We start from the raw sequence: 12,701 nt of genomic DNA on the forward strand, positions 1-12,701 counted from the left end.
AGTGATGATTTCACTACTCACTGAAGGCGAGTTCGGCGGGCTCCGTCGAAGTCTCGTCGAACGGCAGCACGAACCGGCGCGGCCAGGACAGCACGCTCTCCAGCCACCCCGCCCCCATCGTCTGGGCCACGTGCCGGAGCCGCTCCGCCGGATCGATGCCGATCGTGACCGTGAGGACGTCCCGCTCCACGCTCTCGTGCTCGTCGTCGCCGAGAATCACCCGCCAGGCCAGCGCCCGGTTCCGGTCCGCCTCCATGGACAGCGGATGGTGGCGCAGCGCCTTGGCCCGGTGGCCGAGCAGCTCGGTGCCGTTGGCCGGACGGCTGAACAGCGCGTACTCCATGACCGGCGCGGGGCCGCGAGGGTTGGGTGCGGACTGCCCGTAGGGGAACAGCCGGTCCACCTCGTGCAACCAGCGGACCTGCGGAATGACCCAGGTGGGACCGGGCCGCTCACCCGGCTCCCGGTCGGGCCCCAGTGACCGGGTCGCGGTCTTGGCGATCTGCTCGGTCAGCTTCACCGGGTCGCCGATGGTCCGCAGCGACCACGCCCGGCGGCCCACGCCGCGCTCCACCGCCGTGGCCAGCAGGCATTCGCGCCGCCGCAGCGGAAGCTCGGCCCACAGGTCGGCCAGCACCCGCGGCACCCCCGGCACCGGCCGGTTCGTGCAGAACGCCAGCACCATGGTGTCGGCCCAGATCCGCAGCCAGGCCCACTCGGGTGCGTCGGCGAGCAGGTCGGCCTCACGGAGCTCGACGAGCGTGCACGCCCGGCCCGTCCGGCACTCCTGGCCGCACGCCGCGGAACGGCGTCCGCAGATCGGCGGGGTGTGGCCGGGCACCAGGCGCTCGCGTTCCTCCCCCAGCGGCACCTGAATCCGCAGCGGCCGGTCCATCCCGTCGGCGAAGACCGCCGCGACGCCCGGCTGGAGCGAGACGACCTGCCGGGACTGCTCCTCGCTCAGGTTCATCGCCGCCCCGACCAGCTGGCGGTCGTCCTCGGCCGGGAGCCGGTGCACGACCTTCAGCGCGGTGTTCTTCACGACGTCGGAGACGAGCTTGGTGGGGATCTGCTCGGCCACCACGATGCCCTCGCCGTACGCGCGGATCTCCGCGAGCATGCCCGCGAGGAGCTCGACCGCGTGCGTGCTGGCCCGCCCGGCGCCGCGGTCGCGGAGCAGCCGGTGCGCCTCCTCGATCACGATGACGTGCCGCAGCCCGCTGCTCCGCTCCTTCCTGGCCCGCATCCGCAGGTGCTCCACGATCCGGATGATCAGCGTGCCCATGAGGAACGCCTTGTCCTCGTCGTTGGCCACGTCCTCGATCGCGAGCACCACGTTGCGCTGGAGCAGGTCGCCGATGTCGGCGGGGTGGCCGCCTTCGAAGAACCGGCCCGCCGAGCCGACCCGCAGCGACCTCAGCCGCAGCGAGATGAAACCCTCGACGTCGGCCTGGACCTCCCGGCCGTAGCCGATCTCCTTGATCACGTCCATCGCGTGCTGCTGCAACTGCTCAAGAGTCGGTACGGCAGGCCGCACGGCCGCCCCGGGCGCCGCCCAGCCGGTGACCACGTCCCAGCCGTTGGCCTCGTACACCCGTTGCAGGGCGAGGGACATGATCTGCGGGAACGGCTCCTCGGCGTCGAAGGCCGCCATGAACAGGGCCCGGACCATGTCGATGTGGGCCTGGACCGGATAGCCGGGCTCCGGGGCGAGCGGGTTGACGCTGAACGGCACGTTGTCCGGCGCCGACGGGTTGATCACGGTGACCGGGCCGAGATGCTCGATCCGGCCGCCCATCGCGGCGTACTCGGACTTGGCCGGCTCGATGGCCAGCCACGGGATGCCGACGCCGGTGAGCTGCTCCAGCAGGTGCCTGACGGTCTGGGACTTGCCCGAGCCGGTGGCCCCGGTGACGAACGCGTGCCTGTTCAGGGTGGCGAGCGGGACCTTGAACGAGCCGACCGCCCGGTCCTGCCCGTCCAGGACCGACCCGAGGTCGATGGTCAGGGCGCCGGGAGTGACGTCCGCCTCGCTGGTCACGTCGAAGAAGCCCGCGTCGAGCACCCGCACCCCCGGAACCTCCCGGCGGGGCAGCCCGGCGAGCGCGGCGAGCGTCCCCGCGGTCGCCGCGAACGGCGCCGCGGCGCCGTCGGCCGGGTCCTGCAGGGTGACCGAGAGCGCGTCGGCGAAGCCGTACACCGGGCCGGACAGCGCGCTGCGCAGCCGGTAGGGATGGTGGCTCATCTCTGCCGAGCCGACCAGCACCGGGGCGATCTGGCGCAGTTCCTCGGGCCCGGCGGCCCCCGCCAGCACCCGCACGTTCCACAGCCCCGCCTCGCGGAAGGCGTCCAGCTCCTGCATGCGCCGCTCGGCCCGCTCCGCGTCGTAGCGGGAGCGCTCCGAGGCGTCGCCGTACTGCCTGAGCACGTTGAGCTGGGTCCGCAGGTGCGCGACCTCGGCGTCCAGCATGTCGGTCTGCTCGGCCACCACCAGCCAGGCGAACGGCCGGGACATGAGCGTGACCAGCGCGGACTCGAAGAGGGTGGGGCGCTTGATCTCGTCGGCGTCCGGCTCCCGGCGGCCTCCCAGCGGCGGCGCCTGCCGTCCCGGGCAGATGGTCCAGGCCAGGTCGGACAGGTCGCGGAGCCACTCGTCGCCGATCCGCACGCCCCGGGCTCCGCTGGGGAACAGCAGCGGCTCGGGGCCCGCGGGGATCGGCTCGGCCTCGGTGGCGGCCCGGCGAGGCGGGCGCGGCGACGTCAGCGGCCCGGCGTTGGTGATGAGCTCCAGCGGCGCGCCTGAGCCGCGGGAGAGCCAGCCGACCACGAAGGGCCGGTTGCGCTGGGCCGCCGAGAGCACGGCGGGCAGAACGGTGACGAAGTCCCACTCCGCCGACGAACTGCGAGAGGGCGCCGTGATCGCCTGAATCCGGTACCAGGGACCGGTCAGGGTGTTCGGAGGACGGGACACGCTTGGTTGCATTTTGCCTCCACCCGGGGGACCCGGCTCAAGGCCGGGGGGTTGACGCTTCACGGATCGCTCCGCCGTACCGGACGGCGGGAACCCGGGGGCGGGTCACCCCAGCAACCACGGTCGAACCTCCCTCCGGGATCGCACCTCCGCATTGACCATGCCATTACCACAAACGGACGCTTCATTGGCGTCTGCGCCAGTCGAGCCGGGCCGGCGGCGGTCCGAGGTTGGGCGGTGCCTCGTGGAAGAGAGTCGTCTCGACGAACTCCTCCTCCTCGGTGCTTTCCAGCGCGGCCTCCTTGATCTCGTCGAACTCCCCCAGCGTGGTCTTGGGGAAGGTCAGTATCGCCGGGTTGGCGTCGGCGAGGCGGACCCGGCGGCCCTGAGCGGTGGCGTCGGTGACGATCACCGAGGTGGTGGGAAGCTGCTGGAGCTGGTGAGGCTCGACGAGGAACTCCCGGGAACGGTGCAACACCCGCTCGGTCTCCCCCATCGCCTTGGTCGCGCGGCGGCCCCACTCGGTGGACTCGGTGATGTCCTCCTTCAGGTCCGTACGGCTCACGCTCGGCTCGTCCTCGCCCTCCTCGGTATGGCCGATGGTGGAGACGTAGCCGCCGTCCAGCCCGGCCCCGGCGGCGCTGATCGTCTCGGTGAGCTGGGCGAGTTCCAGCCGGTGCTCGGTGCCGACGTGCTCGCTGGCCACCCGGGCGTCCTCGGCGTTGCCCAGCCGCATGAACGCCACCGCCGCGTGCCCCCGGCCGAGCCGCTCCCGCACGGTCGGGGTGAGCGACCGGTAGGTGAGCACCAGCCCGGTCCTGGAGGTCTCGCAGGCGTCCATCAGGCGGTCGAGGACGTCACCGCGGAGCTTGTCCGCGCCCGCGACGATGATCGTGTGGTACCAGGGCCGCTCCGAGGCGGGCGACTGGCGCAGGATGTGGGTGAGCGCGGTGGCCACGTAGGTGCCGAGGACCCGGTTGCCGAGCACGCCCGCCTGCCGGTCCATGGACACGACCCGCAGTCGCGCGGGCGGCAGCCGTACCGCCTCCGAGCCGAGGGTCTCCAGCTTGCGCAGCTGCGACTCCAGCGCCCACGCCCGCTCGATCACCACGCGGTCGCTGACCCCCCGGCCGAACAGCGTGCCGATGCGCTCCAGCTGGGCCGCGGTGATCAGGCCGAACCTGAGGTCGTCGCGAGGGTCGCCGACCTGGGCCAGTGCCCGGAGCGCGGCGGTGACCTGGTTGATCGTGGCATTCTCGCCGAGGACCTCCAGCACCCGCTCCAGGATCGCGTTGTCGAACGACAGGTCCCTGGTCGTGCGGTGCTCCTCGCTGACGCTCACCACGTGGGCGAGCACGTCGGCGAAGGCCTCGGGGGCCAGCGTCGCGCCCAGGTCGAGCTTGGGGAGATCCACCGGCAGCACCCAGACCAGGGGATCGTCCCCGCCCCTGCGAGCCAGCTCGATCAGGTCCTTGGCGATCGCGCCCTCGGACAGGTCGAGCACGGTCAGGTGACCACCGCTGTAGAGCCTGGTCGCGCCGAGCAGGGTGATCAGCGCCGACCAGCCGGGCAGGGTGCCCCCCGCCACGTCGATCCGGTCGATCTCGTCCGGCACGGCCACGGCATACCAGGTGAGCTGGCGGTCGTAGCGCTCCTTCTTCTCCGCCCACTCCCGGTAGCGGGCGGCATGCTCCTCCTGGGCCTGGAAGAGGTCTCTGTCACGCTCTTTCCGCCGCCGCTCGCCGACCGCCTGACGCTCCCGGACGCGGTGACGGACCGCCCGGTCGCCCTGGTGGATCGCGTGCGTGCAGAACACCGCCACCCCACCGGTCGCGATCAGCCCGGCGACGGCGAACGACCAGCTCAGCACCTGGGTCAGGCCGAGCATGAGGATCAGCGCGGCCAGCCCGGTCATGAAGGTCCTGAAGATCCTCACCGGCCGGTTCAGCAGGGCTTCGTTGAGCCGTTCCCTGCGCTCCCACTCGGGGTCGACCTGGTCGACGGGGTCGTCGACGGGAGAAGGTCGTTTGGGCGCCGGACCCGGGTCCGGGTGCAACAGGGCATACTGCCAGCCCAGGTAGATCCGGTCCGCCTGGAGCTGCGCATGCTCGGGATGCACGTCCGCCACGGAACCTCCGCCATAGGGCTCTCGCCGCCTCCGTCACAGCGTAAGAGTTAGACCTCCTACTGGGGCAGCGTTCCCGCCAATCTGCTGTATTTTCCCCATGTTCATTGTCACTTAAGGGACGAACGAGTCGGGTGGGGCGTAGATCAGCGATTACCATCCTTTGTCATGACGTCTCCCGCCGATGGCGCATCCAGACGACGGCGCCCGGTCGCGGTGCCGGTCGCCACCCTGGTCATCGCCACCGGCCTGGGAATCACCGCGGCCCTGGGCGGCCTCGGAGAGGTCCCTGACGAGCCTCCCAAGCAGCTCGGTCCCGGTGCGAGCCTCGACCAGGGCCAGTTCATGACCACGTTCGTGGAGTCCCGGTCCCTGTTCAAGCCCGACCCGTTCGGCGGCGCGGGCAAGCGTTTCCTGGAGATCGAGTTCAAGGTCGCCAACAAGGGCGACGAGACCGCCGGAGTGGGGCTCCCGAACCAGGGGAAGGCACCGGGCTTCTCCTTCGCGAAGTCGCTGCTGAAGATGACCCCGGAGATCAAGAACGACTTCGGCCCGATCATCTCCGTCCCCGGTGACGGGGTGCCGAGCAAACAGTTGCATCCGGGGATGACGTCCACCGTCGTGGTCAGATACGAGCTGCCCCAGGGACAGCGCCCGCCGAAGAAGGTCCAGTTCGACATCGGCACCTTCGAGTTGTCGGAGGGGTTCCTCCTCGATCCGGAGTGGAATCTGGTGACGGACGGCGACGAGGACGACGCTCCGCCCAAGGTGGCCGCGCAGGTCACCCTTCCCGTCCGGCAAGGGGGAACGATCTCATGACGTCGACCTCGACCTCGGCCCCGGCCAGGCCCGAGGCTCCCGCCCGCCGCGCTTCCCGATCGCCGAACCGGCTGCGCCGTGCGGGCGTCCTGGCCGCCGGTGTGGCGCTGGCCGCCGCGGCGGTGGGCGTGCAGTCCCTGGGGCTGACCCGCGAGGAGCGCACCGCCCATCTGACCTGGACCGGCGGCGTGGGAGAGGAGATCTCCGCCTCCCGGTTCTCCGCGCGGGTGAAGGCCGTGCACGCCGCCAAGGCCGTCGAGACCACGGATGTGACCGGCCAGGTGAAGAAGGCCACCACCTCGCAGATCTTCCTGATCGCCGAGGTGGGGGCGACGGCCAACCGGGGCCCACAGAAGCTCGGCATCCCGACTCTGCTGACCGAGGACGGCAAGCGCTACGCGGCCACCGACAAGGTCGAGGCCTCGCTGACCATCACCAACCCCTACATCCAGGTGGGCTGGTGGACCGAGAGCGTGACGGTGTTCGAGGTTCCGGCCACGGCCCTGACGGGGTCCCGGATCGTGCTCGCCCCGCAGAGCGGATTCATCGCGGAGTCATTCCTGCCAGAGGTGGAGGTCGACCTGGGCCTCGACGAGGCCGCCACTCAGCGCCTGATCTCGAACGCGAAGGACGTCTACCAGTTGGCGAGCAAGAAGTGACGGACACGCCGCACCCGGAGAACGAGGGTCACCAGAACTGGTTCGCCCCCCAGGAAGAACGCCCTCCTGCGGACAACCGGCCCTACCCGGAGAACTCGCCTTTCCCGGACACACGACCCCCTCTGGACAACCGGCCTCACGCGGATAATCCGCACTTCTCGGGCAACCGACCTCGCCCGGACAACCCGTACCCCCCGGACAACCGGTTCCGCGCGGAGGAGCGGCCCCCTGTTCCTCCTGCTCCTGCTCCCGCTCAGCCGCCTTATCAGGGTGCTCCCCAGCCCGCCACCGGCACCTGGCCCGTGCCCTCCCCCGGTCCCGGTGTCCCTCCCACCGCCCCAGGTACCCATCCCGCCGCCGGACCCATGCCCACGCGGCCTCCCGCCGATTCCGGCTGGGCCCCCGCCCCCCGGCGGGCGTTCTCCGACGAGCAGGTCTGGCCTCCCGCTCCGAGGCCCATGAGTGAGCCCCCGGGTACCTCGACCCAGCCGTTCCCCGCCGTCCCGACGCCTCCGCTTCCCCGCACCGTCACCGGAACCGGGACAGGAGCCGGAACAGGAGCCGGGGCCGGGAATGCCTTTCCCGGGGCCATGGCCACCGTTCCAGGGACCGGGGCCGCCGCTGCGGGGACCGGGGCCGCCGCTGCGGGAGCCGGGGCTACGGCCTCCGCGGCGCAGGAGGAAACCGCCCCTGCCCCCGGTGCCGTTCCGCCGTCGCGGCGCCGTACGGCCCTGCGAACCGGCGCCCTGGTCCTCGCGGTGGCGCTGGGCGTCGGAATCCCCACCTGGCACGGGTACCGGCTCTACCGGTCAGGCAATCCCGACTACCAGATCCACACCGTGGCCGCCGGGGGAACCGGGACGCTCATGAACGTGGCGTGGAAGGTCAAGGTGGAGCAGGCGGACAGCCTGCCGGGCGCGCGCCCGATCAAGGCCGACCAGCAGTGGTTGAAGATCACGGTGACCAGGACCTCCCTGAACACCGAAGGCGTGATGCGGCGTGGTGAGCCCGACGTCAAGGTCGAGCATCCCGACGGCCGCGAGTGGAAGGCCGAGATCATCGAGAGGGGTCTCCCCCCGGAGGTCAAGGACCACAAGATCGGCACCGGTTACGACTACGACGTGATCAGCCTGGTCCCCAAGGCGGTCGCCGGCCAGGTCGAGGTCCGCGTCATCCCGAGCACGATCCGGGCACCGCTGAAGGAGGAGTCCGTGGCGGACATGTTCAAGCGGGCGGGCACCGAGGAGACCGAGCCGCAGGATCAGGTGCTGCTGTTCAAGCGATGAGGCCCGCCTGGTGCCGCTCAGACGGTGGCCTTCCCCACCTCGTGCCGTTCAGGCGGTGATCACCTCGCCCGCCTCGCGGCTGCGGGTGGCCGCTATGTCGAACGTCGCGGCCAGCAGGCAGGTCGTCAGCACCGCCACGACCAGTTCCTTGACGAAGGTCAGGGGCGGGCCGATGATCAACCAGAAATAGGGCTCCTCGCTGCCGATCAACGTCTCCGCTCCCCGGGTCGCGTAGTCGGCCCCCACCCGGAGCGCGACGTAGCACAGGCAGAACGTGCCGAACAGCGCGGCGCCGCCGCGGGCGGCGAGCCGGAAGGCGTTCGCGGGCGGAACCCAGCGCTCCTGGAACCCGGTCGTGGCCCGGGTCATGGTGGAGCGGGTGAGCGAGTGGGCCTGTTCCATCCGGTCGGCCACGGCGTCCAGCCTGGTCCCCCGCACGACGGCCCGGGTGTCCTCGGCGAAGGCCCCATAGACGAGCGAGGCGACCGTGAGCCAGGTCAGCGGCACGATCAGCCCGTCCACGACGTACGGCCAGACCTCACCGGCCCATTCCCAGAACGCCGTCCACCACGGGACGGCCTGCTTGACCTGCTCGATCCAGTCGCCGGCCACGGCCACGACGGCCCGGTGCTCCAACCAGTCGGACCGCGCACCGGTGAAGGTGAGCATCGCGTTGACGCTGTAGAAGGCGAAGGCCAGCTCGAAGAAGGTGGTGAGCATGCCGCTGCCCTTGCCCCTGCCGTTGGCGTGCAGCCAGCCGAACAGCGTCTTGAGCAGGTAGGCGGCCACGGCGATCCCGAGAGAGAGCCGCACGTCCAGGTCGACGAGTCCCCTGCCGCCTTCGCCCTGGATTCCGGAGAAGGCCCCCTTGAGATCCTGGTCGACTCGTTTCATGAGGTCCAGCGCGGCGAACTCGCGGGCGTCCTCCCGGTGGAAGCTCCAGGCCATGTAGATGGTGGCGAAGACCAGCGTGGCCCGGTTGAGCGCGCCGAACATGCTCTCGTCGGCCTCGCCGCCCTCCCTCCGCACCCGGATCTCCTGGAGCGCGCCGCGCACCGAGTGCAGCATGCCCACCATGACCACGAGCTCGTTCAGCACGATCAATGTGAAGATCAGCATTGTGATGACGAGTCGGACCTGCCGGTAGTCACCGTGGGAGACCTCGGTGCCCGCCCACATCAGACCGGCGCGGACGGCTCGTCCCGCCGAGAACCAGAGCACCAGCGAGACGGCACAGGCTCCGAAGATCCTGAGCGCGTGCAGGGGGAGGGAGTACGCCGTGAGCGCGGGCGGCCTCCGGCCAGCGGCGCGCGATGGCTGGGGCATAACAGACGTTCCGGACACTCGATGAATCGTAGCGATCCCCATCACCAGCCACACCGAAACACAGGAAGGTCATCGCAGCCGCCCCGGGGCGCCGGCTTCCCCCGGTTTCCCTCCCGTTCCTCCTGGTTCCTCTCCCGGAGCCGGAACTCGGGATCCCGCGCTCAAGGAGTTTCGACGAGCGTTCTCACTCGTCTCTCCGGCGGGAGTCGAGCAGGCTCCACATGAACGCCGCGATCTCCCCGGCCGGACGAGGCGGGTGCTCCTGGAGCCAGTAGGTGATCACCCCGATCAGCGCGCCCGCCACGTGGTGGGCGTGGATCTCCGGCGGCACGTCGTCATGGCCCGGCGGACGCGAACCCGCCGCGAACGGGCCGCACAGCCCGGTGACCAGCGCCTCGCGCAGGCGGGCGCAGAAGCGGGCGCTGCCGTACGGCCCGAGCATCCGCCGATACAGCGACGCCCTGGCGCCGACGTGCTCGAAGAGCATGACCAGCGAGGCCGGAACCGGCCCCGGCTCCCGGTAGGGGCAGCGTACGGCCTCGGCGGTCAGCTCGCCGATGGCCGTCTCCATCGCGTCGAGCACCAGGTCGTCGCGGTCGCGATAGTGGACGTAGACCGTGGCCCGGTTGACCTCGGCCAGCTGAGCGATCTCGGCGACGGTGATCGACTCGGGGTCGCGTTCGGCGGCCAGTTCCAGGACCGCCGCACGCAACCGGGCACGAGTCCGGCGAACTCTCGGATCGTCATGGGACACGACCACAAGATTAAACGACACATGTCGAATAAACGACAGGTGTCGTTTGTTACACCGACCATGAAGCGCATCGAAGTCTGGGCCGACATGGTCTGCGCCTGGGCCTACATCGGCAAGCGACGTCTGGAGAAGGCCGGCCTCGGCGAGGACGTGGAGATCGTCTGGCGTCCCTTCCAGATCGACCCGATGGCCCCGAGCCCTGCCGAGCCGCTGTACGAAGCGCTGCGCGACCCGGTCGCCGACGGCGCCCTGCAGGCCTGCCACCCCGACCTGACCCCGGCGGAGAACCGGGTCCGCGTCTCGCTCGTCGCGGCCGAGGAAGGCCTCGGGCCGCCCTGGGGCGCCGTCTGGCGTCCGAACACGTTCGACGCCCACCGGGTGATCGCCCTCGCCTACGAGCGAGGCGGCCCGGCCCTCCAGGACGCGGTCGTGGAGCGGATCCTGCGCGCCCACTTCGTCGAGGCCTCCGACATCGGCGACCGCGACACCCTGGTGGCGCTCGCCACCGAGGCGGGCCTGAACGGCATGGCCGAGGCGCTCGACGCCGGGCAGGGGGCGAGCGAAGTCCGCGCCCAGCTCCTGCGGGGCAAGGCCATCGGCGTGGCCACCTCGCCGACCTTCGTGGCGGGCGGCACGGCGGTCAAGGGCGCGCAACCGCCGGAGGTCCTCCAGGACCTGGTACGGCAGGCCGCTCCCGAGCGCGAGCTGCCCGAGGAGGTCAGGCTCCTTCGTCACGCGGAATCCCTGCTGGAGGCCCGAGACCCCCTCGGCGCCCTGCGGATCCTGGAGCCACTGCTGGCCGATCACGGAGACGACCCTGCCGTCCGGCTGCTGGCCGCCCGCGCCTACTTCGGCTCGGCCCAGCTCGGACGGGCCAGGCAGACCCTGGAGTCCATGGTCGAGCACTCCCCCGGCGACCACTACGCCAGGTTCCTGCTCGGCAGGACCCTTGAGCGATCCAACCGGCACGCGGAGGCCCTGCCCCATCTCCGGCTGGCCGCGGTGATGTCCCCGGAGCCCGACTACACCGACGCGGTCCACCGCGTCGAAGCCCGGCTCCGCTGACCTCATTCCAAGGCTGAAGGCCGGGGGGCATCCGACGGCTCGCCCGCCGGAAGCGTACGGCCCCGCGGCGGAGAACACCCCGCAACGACCGAGGGCCGGCACCCCGCGAACGGGATTGCCGGCCCTCGGCCGCGAAAAGAAGGTCAGACGGCTACGGCGAGCTGGGTGACCTCGCCCAGACGGGCCTGGGCGGGAATGTCCTTGGTGACGCCGCCACCCGCGATGATGCGGACGGTCCAGTCACCGGGAGCGGCGAAGAAGCGGAAGATGCCCTCGTCGGACACCACGACCTCGCCGGTGAATTCGCCGGAGTGATCCAGCAGGCGAGCGTAAGCCGTGCTCGTGCCGGAGACCACCCCCTGGATGACGGCCTGGGTCGAAAGGTCGATCCCCGCCGGAAGAGCAACGGTCTGCTCCGGAGCAGCGCAACCCTGAGTCATTATCGAGCCTCTCCCAGTTCGATCGGCACGCCCACGAGCGAGCCGTATTCGGTCCACGAACCGTCGTAGTTCTTGACGCTGGCCTGGTCGAGGAGCTCGTGCAGGACGAACCACGTGTGGGCCGAGCGCTCGCCGATGCGGCAATAAGCGATGGTGTCCTTGGCGAAGTCGACGCCCTCCCCCGCGTAGAGGTTCTTCAGCTCCTCGTCGGACTTGAAGGTGCCGTCGTCGTTGGCCGCCTTGGACCACGGGATGTTACGGGCGGTGGGCACGTGGCCGGCGCGCTGCGCCTGCTCCTGCGGCAGGTGCGCCGGAGCGAGCAGCTTGCCGGTGAACTCGTCGGGCGAGCGCACGTCGACCAGGTTGAGCTTGCCGATCGCGGCGACGACGTCGTCGCGGAAGGCACGGATGGACAGGTCCTGGTCCTTGGCCTGGTAGCTCGTCGCGGGACGGTCGGGGACCTCCTTGACGAGCTCGCGGGAGTCGAGCTCCCACTTCTTGCGGCCACCGTCGAGAAGCTTGACGTTGTCGTGGCCGTAGAGCTTGAAGTACCAGTAGGCGTAGGAAGCGAACCAGTTGTTGTTGCCACCGTAGAGAACCACGGTGTCGTCGTTGCCGATGCCGCGGGACGACAGCAACGCCTGGAAGCCCTCACGGTCGACGAAGTCACGACGGACCGGGTCCTGAAGGTCCTTCTTCCAGTCGATCCTTACGGCACCACGGATGTGGCCCTTGTCATAGGCACTGGTGTCCTCGTCGACCTCGACGAGGACGATGCCGTCGGTGTCGAGATTGGCCTCAACCCAGTCAGCATCCACCAGAACGGCGGAGCGGCTCATGGAATCCTCCGGAATTATCTTGCGGGCAGTAGGCGGCGAATTATCAAGAACATCTCGCAGCCGAGGCAGAAGCCGAAAGCGGCGTTGAGAAAAGCGGCGAAAAGGGCCGCAGCGGTGGCGCCGAGGGCCAACGGCGTGGTCTGTGTGACGTATCCGACCAAGCCCCCCAGGGCGAAGGCGAGACCCACCCCCTGCGCGAAGCGCGGCGGGGCGGCATCTTCCAACTCCTTGGGAGGGCTTTTCACTATCCCTTTGAAGATCATCCCGTAGGGCGAGGCGCCAAAGACGCCCAGTGCGAACACCACGGCCTGTGCGGCCAGCAACCACGCGCTGCCTGTGACCAAGACGAGTGCGAGGACGACTGTCGTCAGAATCGCGGCGAAGCGGAGGGCCCGGGGATCGGCTTGCATCGCTTGA

The 12,701-nt window shown here is 70.2% G+C and carries 11 protein-coding genes; 4 read left to right on the forward strand and 7 right to left on the reverse strand.

The annotated features are described in order from the left end of the window. Nucleotides 1–13 precede the first annotated feature (13 nt). Complete coding sequence (locus ACFY2X_RS37185; protein WP_389947770.1) at nucleotides 14–2,971, reverse strand: ATP-binding protein; 2,958 nt, start codon at nucleotides 2,969–2,971, stop codon at nucleotides 14–16. Between the two features lie 184 nt (nucleotides 2,972–3,155). Further along, entirely contained in the window at nucleotides 3,156–5,099 is a 1,944-nt protein-coding gene (locus tag ACFY2X_RS37190) for a hypothetical protein (protein WP_389947771.1), read from the reverse strand. A gap of 165 nt (nucleotides 5,100–5,264) precedes the next feature. Here ACFY2X_RS37190 and ACFY2X_RS37195 point away from each other — a divergent pair, with 165 nt between their 5' ends. The 3 genes from ACFY2X_RS37195 (at nucleotide 5,265) to ACFY2X_RS37205 (ending at nucleotide 7,860) form a co-directional block, all read left to right on the forward strand. After that, nucleotides 5,265–5,915 (forward strand): hypothetical protein, encoded by a 651-nt coding sequence (locus ACFY2X_RS37195; protein WP_389947772.1) that lies wholly within the window; start codon nucleotides 5,265–5,267, stop codon nucleotides 5,913–5,915. After that, nucleotides 5,912–6,574, forward strand: coding sequence for a hypothetical protein (locus ACFY2X_RS37200; RefSeq protein WP_389947773.1), 663 nt, complete (start codon nucleotides 5,912–5,914; stop codon nucleotides 6,572–6,574). Before ACFY2X_RS37195 ends, ACFY2X_RS37200 begins: the two co-directional genes overlap by 4 nt. A gap of 590 nt (nucleotides 6,575–7,164) precedes the next feature. Then, nucleotides 7,165–7,860, forward strand: a complete 696-nt coding sequence (locus ACFY2X_RS37205) for a hypothetical protein (RefSeq protein WP_389947774.1) — start codon at nucleotides 7,165–7,167, stop codon at nucleotides 7,858–7,860. A 48-nt stretch (nucleotides 7,861–7,908) separates the two neighbouring features. On the opposite strand, the gene ACFY2X_RS37210 is transcribed toward ACFY2X_RS37205, so the two are convergent. After that, nucleotides 7,909–9,186, reverse strand: a complete 1,278-nt coding sequence (locus ACFY2X_RS37210; protein WP_389947775.1) for a hypothetical protein — start codon at nucleotides 9,184–9,186, stop codon at nucleotides 7,909–7,911. Nucleotides 9,187–9,370: 184 nt separating this feature from the next. Then, a complete protein-coding gene (locus ACFY2X_RS37215; protein WP_389947776.1) occupies nucleotides 9,371–9,940 on the reverse strand; it encodes a TetR/AcrR family transcriptional regulator in 570 nt (189 codons plus the stop codon). Nucleotides 9,941–10,000: 60 nt separating this feature from the next. Between ACFY2X_RS37215 and ACFY2X_RS37220 the strand changes: the two genes are divergently transcribed. After that, nucleotides 10,001–11,005 (forward strand): DsbA family protein, encoded by a 1,005-nt coding sequence (locus ACFY2X_RS37220; RefSeq protein ID WP_389947777.1) that lies wholly within the window; start codon nucleotides 10,001–10,003, stop codon nucleotides 11,003–11,005. A 143-nt stretch (nucleotides 11,006–11,148) separates the two neighbouring features. Here the strand turns inward: ACFY2X_RS37220 and ACFY2X_RS37225 are convergent, their stop codons facing one another. The 3 genes from ACFY2X_RS37225 to ACFY2X_RS37235 are packed head-to-tail and all read right to left on the reverse strand — an operon-like array spanning nucleotide 11,149 to nucleotide 12,694. Then, entirely contained in the window at nucleotides 11,149–11,445 is a 297-nt protein-coding gene (locus ACFY2X_RS37225; protein WP_389947778.1) for a DUF1416 domain-containing protein, read from the reverse strand. Next, on the reverse strand, nucleotides 11,445–12,284 hold the full coding sequence (locus ACFY2X_RS37230) for a sulfurtransferase (RefSeq protein ID WP_389947779.1): 840 nt from the start codon (nucleotides 12,282–12,284) through the stop codon (nucleotides 11,445–11,447). The genes ACFY2X_RS37225 and ACFY2X_RS37230 overlap by 1 nt, the downstream gene beginning before the upstream one ends. 14 nt (nucleotides 12,285–12,298) lie before the next feature. Next, the gene (locus ACFY2X_RS37235; RefSeq protein ID WP_389947780.1) at nucleotides 12,299–12,694 is read right to left on the reverse strand and encodes a DUF4395 domain-containing protein; all 396 of its coding nucleotides are present in this window, start codon (nucleotides 12,692–12,694) and stop codon (nucleotides 12,299–12,301) included. Between the last annotated feature and the right edge of the window lie 7 nt (nucleotides 12,695–12,701).

The sequence above is a fragment of the Streptosporangium sp. NPDC000396 genome, assembly GCF_042898655.1.
Lineage (GTDB): Bacteria > Actinomycetota > Actinomycetes > Streptosporangiales > Streptosporangiaceae > Streptosporangium.